The 20,891-nt window shown below is 69.1% G+C and carries 20 protein-coding genes and 1 tRNA gene; 13 read left to right on the forward strand and 8 right to left on the reverse strand.

The annotated features are described in order from the left end of the window. Nucleotides 1–7: 7 nt before the first annotated feature. Nucleotides 8–1,315 carry a nicotinate phosphoribosyltransferase gene (locus tag P6281_RS06900; RefSeq protein ID WP_324738678.1) on the reverse strand — a complete coding sequence of 436 codons (1,308 nt, stop codon included), beginning with the start codon at nucleotides 1,313–1,315 and terminating at the stop codon, nucleotides 8–10. Between the two features lie 66 nt (nucleotides 1,316–1,381). On the opposite strand from P6281_RS06900, the gene clpS reads away from it, so the two are divergent. The 8 genes from clpS (at nucleotide 1,382) to rdgB (ending at nucleotide 7,202) form a co-directional block, all read left to right on the forward strand. Continuing rightward, nucleotides 1,382–1,687, forward strand: a complete 306-nt coding sequence (gene clpS, locus P6281_RS06905; protein ID WP_026071508.1) for an ATP-dependent Clp protease adapter ClpS — start codon at nucleotides 1,382–1,384, stop codon at nucleotides 1,685–1,687. A 24-nt stretch (nucleotides 1,688–1,711) separates the two neighbouring features. Then, on the forward strand, nucleotides 1,712–2,293 hold the full coding sequence (aosR, locus tag P6281_RS06910) for an oxidative stress transcriptional regulator AosR (protein ID WP_014384086.1): 582 nt from the start codon (nucleotides 1,712–1,714) through the stop codon (nucleotides 2,291–2,293). Nucleotides 2,294–2,298: 5 nt separating this feature from the next. Then, nucleotides 2,299–3,354: a P1 family peptidase gene (locus tag P6281_RS06915; RefSeq protein ID WP_036458561.1), complete on the forward strand. Its 1,056-nt coding sequence runs from the start codon at nucleotides 2,299–2,301 to the stop codon at nucleotides 3,352–3,354. A 60-nt stretch (nucleotides 3,355–3,414) separates the two neighbouring features. Continuing rightward, the gene (locus tag P6281_RS06920) at nucleotides 3,415–4,086 is read left to right on the forward strand and encodes a rhomboid family intramembrane serine protease (RefSeq protein WP_036458477.1); all 672 of its coding nucleotides are present in this window, start codon (nucleotides 3,415–3,417) and stop codon (nucleotides 4,084–4,086) included. Beyond that, nucleotides 4,083–4,898, forward strand: a complete 816-nt coding sequence (gene murI, locus P6281_RS06925) for a glutamate racemase (protein WP_014384089.1) — start codon at nucleotides 4,083–4,085, stop codon at nucleotides 4,896–4,898. Before P6281_RS06920 ends, murI begins: the two co-directional genes overlap by 4 nt. Nucleotides 4,899–4,970: 72 nt before the next feature. Continuing rightward, nucleotides 4,971–5,753, forward strand: coding sequence for a cyclic nucleotide-degrading phosphodiesterase (locus tag P6281_RS06930; RefSeq protein ID WP_008254889.1), 783 nt, complete (start codon nucleotides 4,971–4,973; stop codon nucleotides 5,751–5,753). A gap of 22 nt (nucleotides 5,754–5,775) precedes the next feature. Further along, nucleotides 5,776–6,555: a ribonuclease PH gene (gene rph, locus P6281_RS06935; protein ID WP_008254891.1), complete on the forward strand. Its 780-nt coding sequence runs from the start codon at nucleotides 5,776–5,778 to the stop codon at nucleotides 6,553–6,555. A gap of 29 nt (nucleotides 6,556–6,584) precedes the next feature. After that, nucleotides 6,585–7,202, forward strand: a complete 618-nt coding sequence (gene rdgB, locus P6281_RS06940; protein ID WP_324738928.1) for an RdgB/HAM1 family non-canonical purine NTP pyrophosphatase — start codon at nucleotides 6,585–6,587, stop codon at nucleotides 7,200–7,202. A gap of 167 nt (nucleotides 7,203–7,369) precedes the next feature. Here the strand turns inward: rdgB and P6281_RS06945 are convergent, their stop codons facing one another. Further along, entirely contained in the window at nucleotides 7,370–7,720 is a 351-nt protein-coding gene (locus P6281_RS06945; RefSeq protein WP_009952852.1) for a DUF3817 domain-containing protein, read from the reverse strand. Next, nucleotides 7,717–8,097 carry a hypothetical protein gene (locus P6281_RS06950; protein WP_026071506.1) on the reverse strand — a complete coding sequence of 127 codons (381 nt, stop codon included), beginning with the start codon at nucleotides 8,095–8,097 and terminating at the stop codon, nucleotides 7,717–7,719. Before P6281_RS06950 ends, P6281_RS06945 begins: the two co-directional genes overlap by 4 nt. Before the next feature lie 79 nt (nucleotides 8,098–8,176). Here P6281_RS06950 and P6281_RS06955 point away from each other — a divergent pair. Both P6281_RS06955 and P6281_RS06960 read left to right on the forward strand, forming a co-directional pair. Beyond that, a tRNA-Leu gene (locus P6281_RS06955) sits at nucleotides 8,177–8,260 on the forward strand. 92 nt (nucleotides 8,261–8,352) lie between these two features. After that, nucleotides 8,353–8,682, forward strand: coding sequence for a hypothetical protein (locus P6281_RS06960; RefSeq protein ID WP_009952855.1), 330 nt, complete (start codon nucleotides 8,353–8,355; stop codon nucleotides 8,680–8,682). Nucleotides 8,683–8,689: 7 nt separating this feature from the next. Here the strand turns inward: P6281_RS06960 and P6281_RS06965 are convergent, their stop codons facing one another. Next, entirely contained in the window at nucleotides 8,690–9,115 is a 426-nt protein-coding gene (locus P6281_RS06965) for a thiol-disulfide oxidoreductase DCC family protein (protein ID WP_009952856.1), read from the reverse strand. A gap of 271 nt (nucleotides 9,116–9,386) precedes the next feature. Between P6281_RS06965 and P6281_RS06970 the strand changes: the two genes are divergently transcribed. The 3 genes from P6281_RS06970 (at nucleotide 9,387) to P6281_RS06980 (ending at nucleotide 14,914) form a co-directional block, all read left to right on the forward strand. Further along, on the forward strand, nucleotides 9,387–12,002 hold the full coding sequence (locus P6281_RS06970) for an ABC transporter ATP-binding protein/permease (protein ID WP_324738679.1): 2,616 nt from the start codon (nucleotides 9,387–9,389) through the stop codon (nucleotides 12,000–12,002). Then, entirely contained in the window at nucleotides 11,999–13,744 is a 1,746-nt protein-coding gene (locus P6281_RS06975) for an ABC transporter ATP-binding protein (RefSeq protein ID WP_238963625.1), read from the forward strand. Before P6281_RS06970 ends, P6281_RS06975 begins: the two co-directional genes overlap by 4 nt. Before the next feature lie 87 nt (nucleotides 13,745–13,831). Beyond that, complete coding sequence (locus P6281_RS06980) at nucleotides 13,832–14,914, forward strand: phosphotransferase family protein (RefSeq protein ID WP_036458479.1); 1,083 nt, start codon at nucleotides 13,832–13,834, stop codon at nucleotides 14,912–14,914. Here the strand turns inward: P6281_RS06980 and P6281_RS06985 are convergent. The 4 genes from P6281_RS06985 to P6281_RS07000 are packed head-to-tail and all read right to left on the reverse strand — an operon-like array spanning nucleotide 14,900 to nucleotide 20,784. Beyond that, the gene (locus P6281_RS06985; RefSeq protein WP_420029427.1) at nucleotides 14,900–18,241 is read right to left on the reverse strand and encodes a helix-turn-helix transcriptional regulator; all 3,342 of its coding nucleotides are present in this window, start codon (nucleotides 18,239–18,241) and stop codon (nucleotides 14,900–14,902) included. The genes P6281_RS06980 and P6281_RS06985 overlap by 15 nt on opposite strands. A gap of 51 nt (nucleotides 18,242–18,292) precedes the next feature. Continuing rightward, a complete protein-coding gene (locus P6281_RS06990) occupies nucleotides 18,293–18,721 on the reverse strand; it encodes a pyridoxamine 5'-phosphate oxidase family protein (protein ID WP_009952864.1) in 429 nt (142 codons plus the stop codon). Between the two features lie 48 nt (nucleotides 18,722–18,769). After that, complete coding sequence (locus P6281_RS06995) at nucleotides 18,770–19,591, reverse strand: mycofactocin-coupled SDR family oxidoreductase (protein WP_009952866.1); 822 nt, start codon at nucleotides 19,589–19,591, stop codon at nucleotides 18,770–18,772. After that, nucleotides 19,591–20,784 carry an acyl-CoA dehydrogenase family protein gene (locus P6281_RS07000; RefSeq protein WP_041785419.1) on the reverse strand — a complete coding sequence of 398 codons (1,194 nt, stop codon included), beginning with the start codon at nucleotides 20,782–20,784 and terminating at the stop codon, nucleotides 19,591–19,593. The genes P6281_RS06995 and P6281_RS07000 overlap by 1 nt, the downstream gene beginning before the upstream one ends. Between the last annotated feature and the right edge of the window lie 107 nt (nucleotides 20,785–20,891).

Here is a 20,891-nt window from a genome sequence, read left to right on the forward strand (position 1 = left end):
CCCTTGCTCAGGCGCGGATCTGCGTCGTCGTGACCGCGGGTTCGCCGTGCGACAGGTTCAGCCCCTCCCACGGCAGACTGCGCAGCCCGGAAGCTACCAGCTCGCGCGCCGCGGCGAGGTTCGGTTTGGACACCAGCTCCCCGCCGCGGACCAGCGGGACGGTCAACACCCGGGCCGGTTCATCGACGTCGGGCTGACGACCGGCTGGGTACAGGATCTCCTCGGTGATGGTGCCGGAGCTGCGCGCGGTGCGCAGTGCCTCTTTGTGTCCGCCGTGGGATTCCTTGTGGCTGCTGCGCTTCTGCACCGGCAGGCCGTCCACTTCGATGAGCTTGTACACCATGTTCGCGGTGGGTGCGCCCGAGCCGGTCACCAGCGACGTGCCGACGCCGTAACTGTCCACCGGCTCGGCTGCCAATGCGGCGATGGAGAACTCGTCGAGGTCACCGGAGACCACGATGCGGGTCCCGGTGGCGCCCAGGTCGTCGAGCTGCTGGCGCACCTGGCGGGCCAGCACGCCCAGCTCGCCGGAGTCGATGCGCACGGCACCGAGCCCGGTGCCGGCGGCGGCCACCGCGTTGGCCACGCCGGCCGTCACGTCGTAGGTGTCCACCAGCAGGGTGGTGTCGACGCCGAGCGCCTCGACCTGCGCCCGAAAGGCCGCCAATTCGGTCGACTCCGCGGGGGTGTCGGCGCGCGCGTGCAGCATGGTGAACGCGTGCGCGGAGGTGCCCTCGGCCGGTATTCCGTAGCAGCGCTGAGCCTCCAGATTGGAGGACGCGGCGAAGCCGGCGATGTAGGCGGCGCGGGCCGCGGCGACCGCCGCCTGTTCGTGGGTTCGCCGTGACCCCATCTCGATCAGCGGTCGTCCCCTGGCCGCACTCACCATCCGCGCGGCGGCCGACGCGACCGCGGTGTCGTGGTTGAAAATTGACAGCGCCAGCGTTTCGAGCACCACGCACTCGGCGAACGTCCCGCTCACCGAGAGCACCGGGGATCCGGGGAAGTACAGCTCGCCCTCGGCGTAGCCGTCGATATCGCCGCCGAACCGAAAATCGCGCAAGTACCGCAACGTATCTGGATCGAGGAATTGCCCGAGCGACCGGCAGGCCTCGTCATCGAAGGTGAACTGCGGCAGCGCCTCGAGCAGCCGGCCGGTTCCGGCGACCACGCCGTAACGGCGTCCCTCGGGAAGACGGCGCGCAAAAAGCTCGAAGGTGGTGCGGCGATTGGCGCTGCCGTCCCGCAGCGCCGCCGCCAGCATCGTCAACTCGTACTTGTCGGTCAGCAGCCCGGTGACGACCGAGTCGTTCATTCCATAACGGTATCGGCTGCCCCGCGGGCTCGGAAACGTCGTGCATCCCTCGGTATCGTGTAGGCCATGGTTGTTATGTCAGCGCCCACTAAGCCGGGCACTACAGGACAACGCGAGTCCGCGCCGGTCGAGGTCACGGCGAGTCCCTGGGTCACGATCGTCTGGGATGACCCGGTCAACTTGATGACGTACGTGACATACGTGTTCCAGAAGTTGTTCGGCTACAGCGAGCCGCATGCCACCAAACTCATGCTGCAGGTGCACAACGAAGGAAAGGCCGTGGTGTCCGCCGGTAGCCGGGAGTCCATGGAAGCCGATGTGTCCAAGCTGCACGCCGCCGGTTTGTGGGCGACGCTGCAGCAGGACCGCTGACGATCGAGGCGCTGGCGATTCCCTGTGCGCAAATGGAAGCGCGTCGAGGCCGCGGACGGTCCCCGTTTCCGGTCGGCCCTGGCGTCCCATGAGGCGGCACTGCTGAAGAACCTCGCCACCGCGATGATCGGTTTACTCGACGAGCGTGAATCTTCTTCGCCGGCAGACGAACTCGAAGAAATCACCGGCATCAAGACCGGCAACGCCGAACCGCCCAAAGACCCCACCCTGCGCCGGCTGCTGCCGGACTTCTACCGAAACGACGACCAGGACACCGCGCCTGCAGATTCCGCGGACAGCCTGAACGCCGCGCTGCGCAGCCTGCACGAGCCGGGCATCGTCGACGCCAAACGCGTTGCGGCACAGCGGTTGCTGAGCACGGTCCCCGAGGACGGCGGCCGGTTCGAGCTGAGCGAGGAAGACGCGAACTGTTGGATCGGGGCGGTCAACGACATCCGGCTGACGTTGGGCGTCATGCTCGAGGTCGGACCCGAGGGCCCCGAGCGGCTGCCGGCCGATCATCCGCTGGCCGTGCACTTCGACGTCTACCAGTGGCTGACGGTCCTGCAGGAGTACCTGGTGTTGGTGCTGATGGGGTCCCGGTGACCGCGATGGGCGCGATCACCGACGTCGCTGGGATCCGCGTCGGCCACTACCAGCGATTGGACCCCGACGCCTCGTTGGGCGCGGGCTGGGCCTGCGGCGTCACCGTGGTGCTCCCGCCCCCGGGGACCGTCGGCGCGGTCGATTGCCGCGGCGGGGCGCCCGGAACCCGCGAGACCGATCTGCTCGACCCCGCCAACACGGTGCGGTTCGTGGACGCGGTGCTGCTCGCCGGGGGCAGCGCCTACGGCCTGGCGGCCGCCGACGGCGTCATGCGCTGGCTGGAAGAACAGGAACGCGGCGTGGCGATGGGTGGGGGCGTGGTGCCCATCGTGCCGGCAGCGGTGATCTTCGATCTGCCGGTCGGCGGCTGGCAGTGCCGCCCGACGGACGAGTTCGGCTACCTGGCCTGCGCGGCCGCCGTGCAAGAAGGTGCGGCGATGGGCGTGGGCAACGTCGGCGCCGGGGTGGGGGCCCGGGCCGGGGCGCTGAAGGGCGGGGTCGGCACCGCCTCGACGGCGCTGCCGAGCGGTGTGACCGTCGGCGCGCTGGCCGTGGTGAACGCCGCGGGCGAGGTCGCCGACCGGGCGACCGGGTTGCCGTGGATGGCCGACTTGGCCCACGAGTTCGGACTCTCTCCGCCGCCGCCCGAGCAGGTCGGCGCCTTCGCCCGGCTGCCGTCCCCGTCGGACCCGCTGGAGGAACCGCTCAATACCGTCATCGCGGTGGTGGCCACCGACGCCGCCCTGAGCCCGGCGGCGTGCCGTCGGGTGGCCATCTCGGCCCACGACGGCCTGGCCCGCAGCATCCGGCCGGCCCACACGCCGGTCGACGGGGACGCGGTGTTCGTCCTGGCCACCGGGGCGGTCGAGGTCGAGCCCCCGTCGCCCAGTTCAAAGCCGGTGCCGGCCGCGTTCTCCCCCGAGACGCGGCTGGTCACCGAGGTCGGCATCGCGGCCGCCGATTGCCTGGCGCGAGCGGTGCTGGGCGGGGTGCTGGCCGCCGAATCGATCGCCGGGATCCCGAGCTACCGCGACGTGCTGCCCGGCGCACTCGGCCGATGAGGAATCCGCCCGCCGCGCCGGTAGCCTGGACGATGCCGGAAACGCGCTGGAAGGGCAGCTATGGGTAAGACCGCTCCGAGGGCACCCGCCGCCCAGGAGAAGAAGCGGTCCACGCCGATGGTGGGCGCCGCCACGATCCTCACCTTCGTCGTGTTGCTCTACTTCGTCGAGCTGGTCGACCAGATGACCCGGCACTCGCTGGATGCCAACGGTATCCGGCCCCTCGAGCTCGACGGCCTGTGGGGCATCGTCTTCTCCCCGCTCTTGCACGCGAGCTGGGAGCACCTGATGGCCAACACGGTGCCGCTGCTCGTGCTGGGTTTCCTCATGACGCTGGCGGGGCTGTCCCGGTTCGTGTGGGCGACCGCCATCGTATGGATCCTCGGTGGTTTGGGCACCTGGCTCATCGGTGACGTCGGCAGCAGCTGCGGCCCCACCGACCACATCGGGGCTTCCGGCCTGATTTTCGGCTGGCTGGCCTTCTTGCTGGTGTTCGGGATATTCGTGCGCCGGGTGTCCAACATCGTCATCGGGCTGGTCGTGATGTTCGCCTACGGCGGCGTCCTGCTCGGCGCCATGCCGGTGCTCGGACTCTGCGGGGGCGTGTCCTGGCAAGCGCATCTGTGCGGTGCGATCGCCGGCGTCGTGGCCGCCTATTGGTTGTCCGCCCCGGAACGCAAGGCCCGGTCGAAAAGGACGGCCGGCACCGCGTCGCCGCGCCGGAAGACATGAGCGGACCACTGGCGCCCGTCGGGGTCTTCGACTCCGGCGTCGGGGGGCTCACCGTCGCGCGGGCGATCATCGATCAGCTGCCCGACGAGGACATCATCTACGTCGGCGACACCGGCCACGGGCCCTACGGCCCGCTGACGATCCCCGAAGTTCGGGCGCACGCGTTGGCCATCGGCGACGACCTCGTGGGCCGCGGCGTCAAGGCGTTGGTCATCGCCTGCAACACGGCATCCGCGGCCTGCCTGCGCGACGCCCGCGAACGCTACGACGTGCCCGTCGTCGAGGTGATCCTGCCCGCGGTGCGCCGCGCGGTCGCGACCACCCGCAACGGACGGATCGGCGTCATCGGCACCCAGGCGACCATCAACTCGCATGCCTATCAGGACGCGTTCGCGGCCGCCCGCGACACCGAGATCACCGCGGTGGCCTGCCCGCGGTTCGTCGACTTCGTCGAGCGCGGCGTGACCAGCGGGCGTCAGGTGCTCGGGTTGGCCGAGGGCTACCTGGAGCCGCTGCAGCGCGCGCAGGTGGACACGCTGGTGCTCGGATGCACGCACTACCCGTTGTTGTCGGGACTCATTCAACTGGCCATGGGTGAGCACGTGACGCTGGTGTCCAGCGCGGAGGAGACCGCCAAAGAGGTGCTGCGGGTGCTCACCGAGCGAGACCTGCTTCGCCCGCATGATGCGCCGCCCGCGACTCGCGTCTTCGAAGCCACCGGCGACCCCGACGCATTCACCAGATTGGCGGCGCGATTCCTCGGTCCCGCCGTGTCCGGAGTTCAGCCCGTTCATCAGGTGCGCGTTGATTGACGACCGGGCGAGATTCTCGTCACACCAAAGCGGCCATGTTTTCGTCATGGCCCTGTCGGGCATGGCACAGTAGTGTCCGTGCGAATAACCGTGCTCGGCTGCTCGGGCAGCGTGGTGGGTCCGGATTCGCCTGCGTCGGGTTATCTGCTCCGGGCACCGGACACTCCGCCATTGGTCATCGACTTCGGCGGGGGTGTTCTCGGCGCACTGCAGCGCTATGCCGACCCCGGTTCCGTGCACGTGCTGTTGTCGCACTTACACGCCGACCACTGTCTGGATTTGCCCGGATTGTTCGTATGGCGGCGCTATCACCCGACGCGCCCGCTCGGTAAGGCGTTGCTGTATGGCCCCGGCGACACCTGGTCGCGGCTGGGCGCGGCGTCCTCACCCTACGGCGGCGAGATCGACGACTGCTCGGACATCTTCGACGTTCGTCACTGGGTCGACGGCGAGCCGGTGACGATCGGTGAGCTGACGGTGACGCCGCGGGTAGTGGCCCACCCGACCGAGTCCTACGGATTGCGGATCACCGATTCCTCCGGCGCGTCGTTTGTCTACAGCGGTGACACCGGTGTCTGCGATCAGCTCGTCGAGCTGGCCCGCGGCGCCGACGTTTTTCTCTGCGAGGCGTCTTGGACGCATTCGGCGGACCGGCCGCCCGCGCTGCATCTGTCGGGGACCGAGGCCGGCCGGGCCGCGGCCGAGGCCGGCGTTCACGAATTGCTGCTGACGCACATCCCGCCGTGGACCTCGCGGGAGGACGTGATCAGCGAGGCCAAGGCCGAGTTCGATGGTCCCGTGCATGCGGTGGTGTGCGGTGAGACGTTCGATATCCGCCGCTCCGAGAGGGTCTGACACTCCACGTTAGGGTTGCGTCGTGACGAGACGAGAAGACGGCCGCCTCGACGACGAGCTTCGGCCCGTCGTCATCACCCGCGGTTTCACTGACCACCCAGCCGGTTCGGTGCTGATCGAATTCGGCCACACCAAGGTCATGTGCACCGCCAGCGTGACCGAGGGTGTGCCGCGCTGGCGCAAGGGTTCGGGGCTGGGGTGGCTGACGGCGGAGTACGCGATGTTGCCGTCGGCGACCCACACGCGCTCCGACCGCGAATCGGTGAAGGGGCGGCTGTCGGGGCGCACCCAGGAGATCAGCCGGCTGATCGGACGCTCGCTGCGGGCGTGCATCGACCTGGCGGCGTTGGGGGAGAACACAATTGCCGTCGATTGTGACGTGTTGCAGGCCGACGGGGGAACCCGCACCGCGGCCATCACGGGCGCATTCGTGGCGCTCGCCGATGCGGTGACGTATCTCGGGGCGGCGGGCAAGCTGTCGGATCCGCGCCCGTTGTCGTGCGCCATCGCGGCGGTCAGCGTCGGAGTGGTCGACGGCAGGGTCCGGGTGGACCTGCCCTATGAGGAGGACGCCCGCGCCGAGGTGGACATGAATGTCGTCGCCACCGACACCGGCACCCTCGTCGAGGTTCAGGGAACCGGTGAGGGCGCGACCTTCCCGCGTTCGACGCTGGACAAGCTGCTCGACGTGGCGCTGGCCGCCTGCGACAAGTTGTTCGCCGCCCAGCGCGAGGCGTTGGCGCAGCCATACCCCGGTGAGCTCCCCGAGGGGGCTCCGGCGCCGAAGGCGTTCGGCAGCTGACCGTGCCTGATGGTGACGACCCGCCGCGCTTGCACTCGTCACGCCTGCTGGTCGCCAGCCGCAACCCGAAGAAGCTGGCCGAGCTGCGCCGGGTGCTCGACGCCGCCGGTCTGACGGGCTTGACGTTGGTGTCGCTCGACGGCGTCGCCCCGTTCGAGGAAGCGCCGGAGACGGGCGCGACCTTCGAGGAGAACGCGTTGGCCAAGGCGCGCGACGCGTTCACCGCGAGCGGGTTGCCAAGCGTGGCAGACGATTCCGGACTAGAGGTGGCCGCGCTCAACGGCATGCCGGGGGTGCTGTCGGCGCGCTGGTCGGGCAGCCACGGCGACGACGCCGGCAACACCGCCTTGTTGCTGGCGCAAATGCGCGACGTGCAAGACGAACGGCGCGGCGCGGCGTTCGTGTCCGCCTGCGCGCTGGTGTCGGGGGCGGGCGAGGTCGTCGTCCGGGGCGAATGGCCCGGCAGCATCGCCCGGGAACCGCGCGGCGATGGCGGTTTCGGGTATGACCCCGTGTTCGTGCCCAACGGGTACGAGCGCACGGCGGCCGAGCTCAGCCCGAGCGAGAAGGACGCGGTCTCGCATCGCGGTCGCGCGCTGCAACTGCTGTTGCCGTCGCTTGAAACGCTGGCCCGGTCCGCGGGCTGAATCCCCGGCGTGCGAGGCATTCGCAACATTCGTCACACCAGTCGCGGCGCGGGGTGACAGGCGAAATGCCCACCTCCTAGCGACAACCCGTCGTGCGCGCGCGTTGTCGCTAGGAGGTGGGCATTGCGGGTCCCGTCCCCGGCAGGGACGGGTGTGGCGGATGTGGCTTACAAGCCGAATCGGGCTTTGACGTCCCGGGTTTGGAAGTGCTCGACGATGATCCCCAACAGCGGGATCGTCCCCGACAACAGCACACCGACCGTCTTGCCGATCGGCCAGCGCACCTTGATCGCCAGGTTGAAGGCGGTCAACACGTAGATGAAATACACCCAGCCGTGGACCACTTCGATCCACCGGATCTCGTGGTCGAACGCCAGGTGCGAGACGATCTCGTAGCACAGCGCGATGAGCCACAGACCCGTCGTCCAGGCCATGATCCGGTAGCCGAGCAAGGCGGTGCGGATCTTGTCGACGGGCACGGCGGGCACTGCCCCGCCCGGGGTCTCCGGTGTGGTCATGCGGTTGTCCTCTTTTGTTTTTCGGCGTCCTGCGCGGCCAGCTCGGCCAAGTATTTGTTGTACTCCCGCAGCGCCGGGTCATCGGGTGCCTGCGGCGGGGGCGTGGGCCGGTCGGGCAGCAGACCGGCGGGGATCTCCGTCACGGCCTCGGTGCTGCGCGGCGGGGGTGGTTCCTCTTCGTAGCGCACGAATTTGCGGTAGGCGTACACGCAGAACCACGCGAACAGCGGCCACTGCAACGCATAGCCGAGGTTCTGAAACGAGCCTGAGACCGATTGGAACCTGGTCCACTGCCACCAGCCCAGGGCCAGGCAGCCGCACGCCGCGATGATCACCAAAGCGATCAGCGCGGGTCTGCGACGGTGTGTAGTGGACACCCCTTGACCGTACCGCGCGTCAATGCGCGCCCGTCGCGGACAAGTTGGACATATCGCAGGCGATACGATTGCCGGGCGCGCGGGCGTGGCGAAATTGGCAGACGCGATGGTTTTAGGTGCCATTGCTCGAAAGAGCTTGAGGGTTCGAGTCCCTCCGCCCGCACTGGTCAACATTCGAAATGAAATCTTCAGCGGGCTAAGCGTCAAACCCGTCCTGGGGGGTACATCGAACTCACAGGACACAAGGGAGACGCCATGCCCACCGGACGCGAGCCGGCACCACCCGGCGAAAACGCTTTCACCGCAGAAGATGTCGAACTCGCCGAACGCAGAGTGGCCATGGCGCGCGAGCGCGCGGCTCGCGCGGGGCTGTCCGCGGCACGAAGCTTCGAGGAATCCGCGATCCAGCATGAGCGAGTCGCCAAAAGCCAAGACTGGGTCGTCCGACAAGGGGTGCCGCACCGCGACGTGCACCGCGAATCCGCGCTCAAGCACCGCGAAGCCGCGGCCGAGGACCGCAAGCTGGCCGAGCTCAAGCGCAGGGAATCCGAGGCGGACCTGGCGGCCGGCGCCGCCACGGACTGACGCGTTCTCAGTCCTCTACGAAGCGGGCGCGAACCTCCGGAGGCGGCAGCGGACAGCTGTCGTACTTGCCGAAGACCCGATAGCGGATGGCGGCGAACCTGTCGTAGAGCCAGTCGCGCACGGGGGTCGGAACGAGACGGGCGACCGCGAGCGCTTTCCACGGCCCGCCGAGATAATCCGCGACGCGCAACGCGGCGGCTGAGCGGACGGCCACGCGTTCCGAGGGCTGTCCGGGGTCGTCGACGAACACCACCGAGTCGACGTTGCCGATCTCGGGGTGCCGTTCGATGATCGCTTTGGCGAAGACGCTCTGCAGGGCCGCAAAGCGCAGCGGACCTGCGGGGTCGAAGCGAAGGATCGTGCGCACCGCCCGATTGCACACCCCGCAGACACCGTCGTACAGCAGGACCGGGGCCGCCGACTCACCGCTCATGTCTCCCAGGTTACTGACGCCGCGGAAGGTGGGCGGGCCCCAAGGTTGACCTATGGTAAGGCAACCCTTAGTTTGTGGGGGTAACGTACCAAGTCGTGACCGGGTGGCCGGTGATCCGCGGCGGGGTGCCGCCCGCGCGGGATCGTGGCAGGTGTCGAATTCACAGTTTGTGCGGCCCTCGCCGGCCGCACCGATCCGTGGCCTCGTGGCGGTGATCCCGCCGGATCGTCAGCTCCGTGCCGGCGCGGAGCGCCGCGAGAAAGGACCGCTAATGGCACGCGGATTCCAAGGTGTGATGTTGCGCAGCTTCGGCGCGCGCGATCACACCGCGACGGTCATCGAAACCGTCCGGATCGCACCGCACTTCGTGCGCGTGCGCATGACGTCGCCCACGCTGTTCGAAGACGTGGACGCCGAACCGGCCGCATGGCTGCGGTTCTGGTTCCCCGATCCGGACGGATCGAAGACCGAGTTTCAGCGCGCCTACACGATCTCGGAAGCCGACGTCGCGGCCGGACGCTTCGCGGTCGACATCGTGCTGCACGAGCCGGCCGGTCCGGCGTCGCAGTGGGCGCGCACCGTGCAGCCCGGCGCCACCATCGCCGTCATGGCACTGATGGGTTCGTCGCGGTTCGATATGCCCGGCGAGCAGCCGGCCGGGTATCTGCTCATCGGCGATTCGGCGTCCATCCCGGGGATGAACGGGATCATCGGCGTCGTCCCGGACGAGGTCCCGATCGAGATGTACCTCGAACAGCACGACGACAACGACACGCTGATCCCGATCGCACAGCATCCGCGGCTGCGGCTGCACTGGGTCGCCCGCCGCGACGAGAAATCGCTTGCGGCGGCGATCGAGAGCCGAGATTGGTCCGACTGGTATGCGTGGGCGACGCCGGAGGCCACGACGCTCAAGCAGGTGCGGACCCGGCTGCGCGACGAGTTCGGCTTTCCGAAATCCGAGGTGCACGCCCAGGCGTACTGGAGTGCCGGGCGGGCGATGGGCACCCGCCGCGGTGACGAGCCCGAGGGCTCCGAAAGCGTGGCGCCCACCGTCGCCCCGGAAGAGGTTGCGGCGCAACTGGAGTCGGCTCGGCAGGTTCCCGAGACGGCGCCCGCCCCGGTGTCGCGCGGAAACTGGCGCGCCCAGGCCGCGGGCCGATTGCTCGCGCCGCTGCGCTGGGCGCTGATCCTGTCGGGCCTGTTGCAGGCGGTCATCACGCTGGTGCAGCTGGCGCCGTTCGTGCTGCTGGTCGAACTCGCCCGCCTCCTGGTGTCCGGGGCGCCCGCGTCCCGGCTGTGGAACGTCGGCATCGCCGCGGTGTCGTTGCTGGGCCTGGCGGCGTTGCTGGGCGCGGCCCTCACCCTCTGGCTCCACGTCGTCGACGCGCGATTCGCCCGCGATTTGCGTACGGGATTGTTGCGCAAGCTGTCTCGGCTGCCGCTGGGCTGGTTCACCGCGCGCGGATCGGGTTCCATCAAGCAACTGCTCCAGGACGACACGCTGTCCCTGCACTACCTGGTCACCCATGCCATCCCGGACGCGGTGGCCGCGGCCGTCGCGCCGGTGGCGGTGCTCGTCTATCTGTTCGTGGTCGACTGGCGGGTGGCGCTGGTGTTGTTCGCGCCCGTCCTGGTCTACCTGGTGCTGACCTCGTCCCTGACGATTCAATCGGGCCCGCGCATCCCGCAGTCGCAGCGCTGGGCGGAGACGATGAGCGGCGAGGCCGGCGCCTACCTGGAGGGTCAGCCGGTGATCCGCGTCTTCGGTGGTGCCGCCGCATCGAGTTTCCGGCGCCGCCTGGACGAATACGTCGGCTTCCTGGTCGCCTGGCAGCGCCCACTGGCCGGCAAGAAGACCTTCATGGATCTGGTCACCCGGCCGTCGACCTTCCTGTGGCTCATCGCGACCACCGGCACCCTGCTGGTGGTCGGGGGCCGGATGGATCCGGTCAACCTGTTGCCATTCTTGTTGCTGGGAACTACCTTCGGCGCACGCCTGCTCGGGATCGCCTACGGCCTCGGCGGCATCCGCGCCGGCATGTTGGCCGCCCGGCGCCTGCAGAACACGCTCGACGAAGCCGAACTCGCCGTGCGCGATCACGGCCAAGCCCAGGGGGAGCCGACGAAGGCGGTGGTGTTCGACGACGTCAGTTTCGGCTACCGTCCGGGCGTTCCCGTGATCCACGACGTGTCGCTGACCCTGTGCCCCGGCACGGTCACAGCGCTGGTGGGGCCGTCGGGATCCGGCAAGTCGACGCTGGCCGCGTTGCTGGCACGGTTCCACGATGTCGATCAGGGCTCGATACGCGTTGGGGGACAAGATATCCGGTCGATGACCGCCGACGAGCTGTACGCCCAGGTCGGATTCGTGCTGCAGGAGACGCAGTTGGTGCACGGCACCGTGGCGGAAAACATCGCGCTGGCCGCTCCCGATGCCATCCCGGCGCAGATCGAACGGGCGGCGCGCGAGGCGCAGATCCACGACCGGATCATGCGGCTGCCGGACGGCTACGACACCATGCTGGGCGCCGGGAGCGGCCTGTCCGGCGGGGAGCGCCAGCGCCTCACCATCGCCCGCGCGATCCTGGCCGGCACCGGCGTTCTCATCCTCGACGAGGCCACCGCGTTCGCCGATCCGGAGTCGGAATACCTTGTGCAGCAAGCGCTCAACCGGTTGACACAGGACCGCACCGTGCTCGTGATCGCGCACCGGCTGCACACCATCACCCGGGCCCACCAGATCGTCGTGCTCGACCACGGCCGCGTCGTCGAGCGCGGCACCCACGACGAGTTGCTGGCCGCCGATGGCCGGTATCGGCGCCTGTGGGAGGGCGGCCAGCGCGATGAGGTGGCCGCCGGCGCGGCCGGGGAGGGTGCCCGATGATCCGTACGTGGTTGAGCCTGGTGCCGGCGGATCGGCGCACCCGGGTCGTCGCCTACACGGTGCTGGCGTTGATCTCCGTGGTGGTGCGGGCGGTGGCCACCGTGCTGCTGGTTCCCCTGGTGGGCGCGTTGTTCAGTGAGGCCCCACACCGCGCGATGGTGTGGCTGGGGTGGCTGACCGCCGCCACCGCGCTCGGCTGGGTGATCGACACCGCGACGGCGCGCATCGGCTTCAACTTGGGCTTCGCGGTGCTGGACCACAGCCAGCATGACGTGGCCGACCGACTGCCCGGTGTGCGGCTGGATTGGTTCACCGCCGAGCACACCGCGACGGCGCGGCAGGCGATCGCGGCGACGGGCCCCGAACTCGTCGGCCTCGTCGTCAACCTGCTCACGCCGTTGATCTCGGCCGTGCTGCTGCCGGCCGCCATCGCGGTCGTCCTGCTGCCGGTCTCCTGGCAACTCGGTCTGGCCGCGCTGGGCGGGCTGCCGCTGATGCTGGGCGCGCTGTGGGCGTCGGCGCGCCTGGCGCGTCGCGCCGATTCCACTGCGGCCGAGGCCAATAGCGCGCTCACCGAGCGGATCATCGAGTTCGCCCGGACCCAGCAGGCATTGCGCGCCGCGCGGCGCGTCGAACCGGCCAGGAGCATGGTCGGCGACGCGCTGGCCGCCCAACACGGCGCGACCATGCGGCTGCTCTCCATGCAGGTGCCGGGTCAGCTGCTGTACAGCCTCGCCAGCCAGCTGGCCCTGATCCTGCTGGCCGGGGCGACCACCGCGCTGACGGTGAACGGAACGCTCTCGGTGGCCGAGGCCATCGCACTGATCGTCGTCATCGTGCGCTACCTCGAGCCGTTCACCACGATCAGCGAGCTGGCGCCGGCGCTGGAGAGCACCCGCGCCACGCTCGACAACATTCGCTCGGTGCTCACCGCGCCGCTGATGAACGCGGGCGCCGCGACGCTGCCGGGCGCCACGGCCCCGCGTATCGAGTTCGACGACGTGACGTTCGGGTACCCAGCTGTCGGTGGCGCCACCGACCTGGTGCTCGACGGGGTGAGTTTCTCGTTGGAGCCGGGAAGCACAACGGCGATCGTCGGACCGTCCGGGTCGGGCAAGAGCACCATCCTGGCGCTGATCGCGGGGTTGCACGAGCCCACGCGCGGCCGGGTGCTGATCGATGGTGTCGACGCGGCGACGCTGGACGCCGAAGCCCGGCGGGCGGCGAGCAGCGTCGTGTTCCAGCATCCCTACCTGTTCCACGGGTCCATCCGCGACAACGTTTTCGCCGGGGACCCCGGCGCCGACGACGACCGGTTCGCGCGCGCGGTGGCGCTCGCCCGCGTCGACGAGCTCGTCGCACGGCTGCCCGACGGCGCCGACAGCGTCGTCGGCGAGGCCGGTTCGGCGCTCTCGGGCGGTGAACGCCAGCGGGTCAGCATCGCCCGCGCGTTGCTCAAACCCGCGCCGATACTGCTGGTAGACGAGGCGACCAGCGCTCTGGACACCGAGAACGAGGCCGCCGTGGTCGACGCGCTGACCGCCGACCCGCAATCGCGCACCCAGGTGATCGTCGCGCATCGGTTGGCGAGCATCAGCCACGCCGACCGCGTCCTGTTTCTCGACAGCGGCCAGGTGGTCGAGGATGGCACGGTCGACGAATTACTCGCTGCGGGGGGTCGTTTCGACGAATTCTGGCGCCAGCAGCACGAGGCCGCCGAATGGCGCATTCTGGCCGATTAGATCACCGCTGTTGACCGCAACTCTTGCGGTATGCCTTACAGTTGGTCAGTCGGATCGAGCTGTCCGCGGGCAGGAGGCGTGCTGGGAATGAGTGCTGTGCTGTCGTCGATACCGCGTTACCCCGGCGACGTGACCCCGGCATGGCTGTCGGCCGCGCTCAGTGGCCGCGGCGCGCCCGTCGAGGTCGCCGAGGTGGACGTGGTCGCGATCGGCACGGGACAGACCGGGGCGACCTACCGGGTGAGCGCCCGCTACGCGACGGATCCCGGTGACCTTCCGCAGACCTTCGTGATCAAGCTGCCCGCCCAGGACGACACCGTGCGCGACCGGGTGGTGATCGGCTACCGCAGCGAATGCGCGTTCTACTCCTCGGTGGTGGACCGGGTGCAGGTGCCGACCCCGCGGTGCTTCTACTCCGAGATCACCGAAGACGCAATGGATTTCGCCCTGCTGCTCGCGGATCAGGCGCCGGCGGTGCAGGGCGATCAGCTCATCGGTTGCGGCGAAGCCGAAGCGCGCCTGGCGGTTAACGCCCTCGCCGGCCTGCACGCGCCGACCTGGTGCGATCCCGCCTGGCTCGATTTCCCCGGCATCGCGTTCGGGCGCCCGGATGAGGCCGGCGCTGCCGGCATGGGCGAAGTGGCGAAGATGAGCGCCGATATCACGCTGGAGAAGCTGGGCGATCGGATGAGCGCCGAAGACCGCGATACCTTCAGCGCGGCAATGGGTGTGATCACACCGTGGCTGCTGTCCGAGTACGACCGGTTCGCCCTGCTGCACGGCGACTACCGGCTGGACAATCTGCTGTTCGACCCGGACCGGACCCGGGTCAGCGTGGTCGACTGGCAGACGCTCGGGGTGGGCCTGCCGACCCGGGATCTCGCGTACTTCACCGCAACCAGCCTCAATTCGCAGCTGCGCGCTGCCATCGAGGAGGAGCTGGTCGCCGACTACCATCGCGCGCTGACGGCCGGCGGCGTCAGCGACTACGACCGCGAAACATGTTGGCGCGATTACCGGCTCGGGGTGCTGCAGGCGCCGCTGATCTCGGCGCTGGGGTTCGCGTTCGCCGCCGCCACCGAGCGTGGCGACGACATGGTGCTGGCCATGCTCAGCCGCGGCTGCCAGGCGATCCGCGAGCTGGGCACGCTGGAGCTAGTCGAGCACTGATCGGCGGGCGGCTTCCTGAGCCAGCTGCATCCGCGACGTGAGCCCGAGTTTCGCGTAGACGTGGGTCAGGTGCGTCTGCACGGTGCGCGGGGAAATGAAGAGGCGTTCGCCGATGTCCTTGTTGCCCAGTCCCTCGGCGACGAGGCGCACGACGTCGCGTTCGGTCGGGGTCAGCGAGTCCCAGCCCGTGGGCGGGCGCTTGCGTTCACCTCGTCCGCGGCGGGCGTAGGCGATCGCCTCCTCGGTGGACAGCGCAGCGCCGGCGGCCCACGCGGCGTCGAACTCCTTGTCCGTCAAGGCGTTACGGGTCTGCTCCGATGACGCCTGGTAGTCCGCGTCGTACACCCGGAAGCGGACTATGCCGGTGCGCCGACGGACCGCATCCGCCGCGCCGAAGAGCCGTGCCGCCTCCGGGTGGCTCCCGGCAAGGTGTGCCAACTGGGCGAGGCACTCCAGCAGGTCTGGAACGAATAGGTGCGCCCGCAATTCGACCGCACGGGTCAGCGCGTCGTGGGTGTCGCGTTCGGCGTGGCCCGGTTCGTTTTCCGCCAGCGCCACACGCGCACGGGTCGTCAGCGCCTGCACCATGAACCACCCTGCACCGGACGCGATGTCCTCCTCGGCGAAGCGACGCGCGGATGTCAGGTCGCCGCGGGCCAGCGCGACCTGCGCCCAGGGCTTCGCGGTGGTGGACGCAAGCGGCCAGTCCCCGAACCGCTCGCGTGCGGTGTCGCCGGCCTCGGTGGCCGCGTCGATATCGCCGCCGGCCAGCGCCGCGTAGGCCAGCGACGAGTACACCACGCCCTCCATATACCGGCCGATCTCGGCGGCGCCGTCGAGGGCGTCACCCGCGAGGGCGCGACCTTCGTCCGGCTGTCCGGTGTGCGCCGAAACGTGGGCCAGACGCTCGCGGGCGGACACCTGCCAGATCAGGGCGTGCGTCGCGTCGGCTTCGTTCATCAATTCGCGGAGTCGCGCCGCGGCGCCTGTGACGTCACCGAACACCCATTGCGCAGCGATCAGACACCAACGGCATCCGCGTGAGTAGCCTTGGTCGCCGATCGCGTCCGCGAGGTCGCGCCCCTCGGTCGCTGCCGCCACGGCGGCGGCGGGATCACCCGTGCCGACTGTCGCCGTCAGGGCCTTGCTGTAGAGGATCTGGGCCAGTCTCCACCGGTCACCTATGGCCCGTGCCAAGTCTTCCGCCTCCGACAAATACGGTCGGGCGAGTTCCGCGTTCCACGCGGCGAGGCGACCGCAAGCCGTGAGAGTCCGCACCAGCAACGCCGGATCGTCCAGCTCGCGCGCGATCGCCAGCGAACGCTGAGCTCGCGCAAGGCTTTCCGGGTCGCGCATGTTGTCCAGGAATGCCTTGTCGGCCAGCGCCCTCGCCATCGCTCGGGGCGACACCTCGGCGCCCTGACGCTCGGCGTCCGCTAGACCCGCGTCGAGCCAGTCCGATCCCTCCCTGAGGCCGCCCCGGGTGAGCCACAGCGGCTGCAGCGACGTCGCCAGTTGCAGCGCGCCGTTGGTGTCGGAGTTCTCCCGGCTCCACGCGAAAGCGGCACGCAGGTTGTCGATCTCGGCCTGCGCTCGATCGAGGAGGAGTTCGAGCCTTTCGTCGCCCGGCGCGTCGACGGCCGCCGCCAGATCAGCGTAGTGCTCGCGGTGCCGGTCCCGAATGGCGACGACCTCGGGGCATTCGCCGAGCTTTTCCTGCGCGTACTGGCGGATCGTCTCCAGCAGCCGGTATCGCATGGGGCCGCCGGCAGATTCGGCCGTCACCAGCGACTTGTCAATGAGCAGCGCGAGCACGTCCAGCACCTGGTGAGACGCCAAATCCTGGTCGCAGACCACCTTTCGGCAAGCGTCGAGGTCGAACCCGCCCATGAAAACCCCCAGCCGGCGGAACAGGATCCGCTCGGGCTCGGTCAACAGCGCGTGTGACCAGTCCACCGAGGCGCGCAGCGTCTGCTGGCGGCGCACCGACGTCCGCGACCCGCCCGTCAGCAACCGGAACCGGTCCTGCAGGCCGGCCAGAATCTCGTGCGGCGACAGCGCACGGACGCGCGCCGCCGCCAGCTCGATCGCCAGCGGCATGCCGTCGAGGCGACGGCAGATCTCGTATACCGCGGTCGCGTTGTCGTCGTCGACGGTGAAGCCGGGGCGCGCATTGCTCGCGCGGTCGGCGAACAGCCGCGTGGCGTCGTCGTCGAACGACAGGGACGGCACCCGCCACGTCACCTCGCCGCTCACGCCGATCGGCTCGCGGCTCGTCGCCAGCACCGTCAGTCGCGGGCAACCCCCCAATAGCGCACCGGTAAGTCCCGCACTGGCGTCCAGCACGTGCTCGCAGTTGTCGAGCACCACGAGCATGTGGCGGTCGCCGACGAACTGCAGCAGGCATTTCTCCGGGGATCGCCCCGGCTGATCCGGCAGCCCCAGCGCCCGGGCGGTGGTAATGGGCACCAGGTCGGCGTCGGCGAGGGGAGCCAGGTCCACGTACCAGATTCCGTCGGCGTAGTCGGCGGCGACCGAGGCCGCGATCTGCACCGCCAGCCGGGTCTTGCCCGCACCGCCGGCGCCCGTCAACGTCACGAACCTGTGCTGCGCGAGAAGACCTCGCACCTCGCGCATTTCGGCGTCGCGACCCACAAAGCTGGTCAGTTGTGCGGGAAGGCGCTGAGAGACAACGGATTCGCGGTGTCGAAGGGGCGGAAATTCGTTGCGGAGGTCGGGATGGCACAGCTGCACAACCCGCTCCGGCCGCGGCAAATCCCGCAGCGCGTGGATGCCGAGGTCGTTCAACCACGCCCCGTCGGCGAGCGTGTCGGCAACCAGATCGCCGGTGGTACCCGATAACACCGTTTGGCCGCCATGCGCGAGCTCGCGGAGTCGCGCCGTCCGGTTGATGGCCGGCCCCACGTAGTTGTTCTCGTCGCGCAACTGAACCTCGCCGGTGTGCACCCCGATCCGCAGCCGCAGCGGCGCCAGCGGCGCCCGTTGCAATGCGAGCGCGCACGCCACCGCGTCCGACGCGCGGCTGAAGGCTATGACGAAGCTGTCACCCTCACCCTGCTCGACCGGACGGATTCCGTGATGCGCCCCGACCAACCGGGCGAGTGTTTGGTCCAGCTTCGCGATCGCCGCGGTCATCTCCCGCGGCTGGGAGTCCCATAGCTGCGTCGAACCCTGGACGTCGGCCAGCAGCAGTGTCACGGTGCCGGTCGGCAGGGGCTCGTTCATGCCTTCGCCTACGCCCAGGTCGCTCCATTCCAAGGGTGGCGTGCCCGCCCGAGGATCGATTTTGCTCATGCTAGCCAGCATGGGTTGGCCGCATGCGGCAAAACATCGGCGTATGCGCGTATATCTCCGCGCTTATAGGTCGCCGGTGAAGTCGGCGCTCAGCCAGCGGTCGGGCCGGATGGTGAACAGCACCTCCTCGACGCCCTCCATGCTGCGGACGAACGCGCGCCCACCTTCCTCGCCGAGGTAGCGAATGGCGATTGCTTCCTGCAAGTCGGCCGGGGCCGGCTTCGTGGTTTCGACGACGCTGCCCTCGACCACCACGTACTGGTACGGCGGCTCCTCGCGCTGGACGACGAGCGTCACCACCCCGGCCCGCTCGATGAGCCGCGCCTTGCGGCTGGACGCGCCGGTCATGATCCGGACGTTGCCGCCCGGCGTGTAGTCGTACCAGATCGGAACGCTGGCCGGCGGCCGGCCGTCGGTGGCCGCGACGGACAGGACGCCGACGTGCTTCGCGGCCAGGAACTCTTGGCGTTCGGTCTCGGTGAAGGCTTTCATGTGGCCTGAAAGCGCGGACGTCGGCGATCTATTCCCGCCGCGCTGAGCTCAATACTGCGTCGAGCCCTGATCGACCGGGATCTGCGCGGCGGTGACCTTGCGGGACTCGTCGCTGGCCAGCCAGCACACGGTGTCGGCGATCTCCTCGGGTTCGGCGACCCAGTCGGGCAGGAACGGCGTGAGGACGTGCGACAGCTGCGGGTTGGTTTCCATCGTCTTGCCCACCGCCGTGACCATGTCGCCCGAACCCATCGGGGTGTTCACCGGACCGGGGTGGACGCTGTTGACCCGGATGGAATGCTTACCCAACTCGGCGGCGAAGGCGCGCGCCAGGCCGGTGACGGCGTGCTTGCTGGCGGTGTAGTGAATCATGAACGGCTGCATCTTCATACCGGCCGCGGAACTGATCAGGATGATGGAGCCGCCGCGGCCGCCCTCGATGATCTTGTCCGCCCCGGCCATCACGGTGTTCCACGTTCCGGTGACGTTGATGTCCATGACGTCGCGAAAGTCTTCCGGTGTGATGTCGTCCCATGCCTGCGGCGCCGCAACCCCGGCGTTGGCGACGATGATGTCCAACCGGCCCAGCGCGGCGACACCGTCCGCGACGACCCTTCGCAGTCCGTCGAAGTCACGCGTGTCCACCACCGACGCGATGATGCGACGGTTCGTTTCCTCGACCAGGCGAACGGTCTCGCTCAGGTCGTCCGGGCTCGCCGGGTCGTAGGGAACGCAGGACGGAAGCTTGCCGGCGATATCGACGGCGATGATGTCCGCGCCTTCGGAGGCCATGCGCACCGCGTGCGCCCGGCCCTGGCCGCGCGCCGCGCCGGTAATCAATGCCACTTTTCCGGCAAGCCTGCCTGCCATTAACGCTCCTTCGTTGTGGTGGTCCGCGCCGCCGCCTTGACCAGATTCGATCCGATGATCAGGCGCTGAATCTCGCTGGTGCCCTCGTAGAGCCGCAGCAGGCGCACGTCGCGGTAAATGCGTTCGACCGCAACGCCTCGCATGTAGCCGCTGCCGCCGTGGATTTGCACCGCGAGATCTGCGACATTGCCGGCCATTTCGGTGCAAAACAGCTTGGCCGCCGACGGCGCGATCCTGCGGTCCTGATCGGTGACCCACAGCCGCGCGGCGTCCCGCACCAGCGCGCGGCCGGCCATCACGCCGGCCTGCTGGTCGGCGAGCATCGCCTGCACCAACTGGAAGCTTCCGATCTCCGCCCCGCCCTGCGTCGCCGTGGCGGCATACGCGACGGATTCGTCGAGCGCGCGTTGGGCGGCGCCCACGGCGAGCGCGGCGATGTGCACCCGGCCGCGGGCCAGTGAGGTCATGGCCGCGCGGTACCCGATGTCTTCGCTGCCGCCGATCAGTGCGGCGTCGTCCACCCGGACGTCGTCGAAGGCGACGTCGGCGGTCCACGCGCCTTCCTGGCCCATCTTGGCGTCCTTGGCGCCCACCTGCACGCCGGCGGCATCGGCCGGCACCAAAAAGACCGCGATCCCGGGTCCCTTGTCGTCGGCCGGCCGGGTGCGGGCGAACACCACGAAAAGGTTGGCGACGGGCGCGTTGGTGATGAAGCGCTTCTGCCCGGAGATCACCCAATTGTCGCCGTCGCGAACGGCTTTGGTGCGCAGGCCGGCGGGGTTGGATCCGGCGCCGGGTTCGGTCAGCGCGAAGGACGCGACGACGTCGCCGGACGCGATCGACTCCAACCAGCGCGATTTCTGTTCGTCGGTGCCGAACCCGACCAGAACCTGTCCGGCGATGCCGTTGTTGGTGCCGAACATCGACCGCAGTGCCAGCGACGTGTAGCCCAGCTCCATCGCCAACTCGACGTCTTGCATCAGGTTGAGGCCGAGGCCGCCCCACTCCTGGGGGATCGCGTAGCCGAACAGGCCCATCCGCTTGGCCTCGTCGCGCAGGTCGTCGGGGACACGATCCTCGTCGAGGATCTCCTGCTCGCGGGGGGCCACCGCGCTGCGCACGAATTGCCTTGTCTGAGCCAGGATCTCGCGGAAGTCCTCGTCGGAGACTTCGGCGATTTCGGCGGTGGCCATCGGCTCCACGCTCCTCTCCCGATCCGGGGCACCCCGGTTCAGGGGAGGATCCTATATCAAATATGATATTTGCCTGATGGGTGCCCGATGGCGGCGATAACAGAGAA

The organism is Mycobacterium sp. 5-140-3-2 (assembly GCF_035666375.1).
Taxonomy (GTDB): Bacteria; Actinomycetota; Actinomycetes; order Mycobacteriales; family Mycobacteriaceae; genus Mycobacterium; species Mycobacterium intracellulare.

Bases quoted from the DNA above. Each gene is read 5' to 3' on its own strand.
- P6281_RS06900 (WP_324738678.1), bottom strand. From the start codon at position 1,315: ATGAACGACTCGGTCGTCACCGGGCTGCTGACCGACAAGTACGAGTTG.
- P6281_RS06975 (WP_238963625.1), top strand. From the start codon at position 11,999: ATGATCCGTACGTGGTTGAGCCTGGTGCCGGCGGATCGGCGCACCCGG.
- P6281_RS06920 (WP_036458477.1), top strand. From the start codon at position 3,415: ATGGGTAAGACCGCTCCGAGGGCACCCGCCGCCCAGGAGAAGAAGCGG.
- P6281_RS06970 (WP_324738679.1), top strand. From the start codon at position 9,387: ATGGCACGCGGATTCCAAGGTGTGATGTTGCGCAGCTTCGGCGCGCGC.
- P6281_RS06945 (WP_009952852.1), bottom strand. From the start codon at position 7,720: ATGACCACACCGGAGACCCCGGGCGGGGCAGTGCCCGCCGTGCCCGTC.
- P6281_RS06995 (WP_009952866.1), bottom strand. From the start codon at position 19,591: ATGGCAGGCAGGCTTGCCGGAAAAGTGGCATTGATTACCGGCGCGGCG.
- P6281_RS06915 (WP_036458561.1), top strand. From the start codon at position 2,299: ATGGGCGCGATCACCGACGTCGCTGGGATCCGCGTCGGCCACTACCAG.
- clpS (WP_026071508.1), top strand. From the start codon at position 1,382: ATGGTTGTTATGTCAGCGCCCACTAAGCCGGGCACTACAGGACAACGC.
- P6281_RS06990 (WP_009952864.1), bottom strand. From the start codon at position 18,721: ATGAAAGCCTTCACCGAGACCGAACGCCAAGAGTTCCTGGCCGCGAAG.
- P6281_RS07000 (WP_041785419.1), bottom strand. From the start codon at position 20,784: ATGGCCACCGCCGAAATCGCCGAAGTCTCCGACGAGGACTTCCGCGAG.
- P6281_RS06985 (WP_420029427.1), bottom strand. From the start codon at position 18,241: ATGCTGGCTAGCATGAGCAAAATCGATCCTCGGGCGGGCACGCCACCC.
- P6281_RS06965 (WP_009952856.1), bottom strand. From the start codon at position 9,115: ATGAGCGGTGAGTCGGCGGCCCCGGTCCTGCTGTACGACGGTGTCTGC.
- P6281_RS06980 (WP_036458479.1), top strand. From the start codon at position 13,832: ATGAGTGCTGTGCTGTCGTCGATACCGCGTTACCCCGGCGACGTGACC.
- P6281_RS06960 (WP_009952855.1), top strand. From the start codon at position 8,353: ATGCCCACCGGACGCGAGCCGGCACCACCCGGCGAAAACGCTTTCACC.
- murI (WP_014384089.1), top strand. From the start codon at position 4,083: ATGAGCGGACCACTGGCGCCCGTCGGGGTCTTCGACTCCGGCGTCGGG.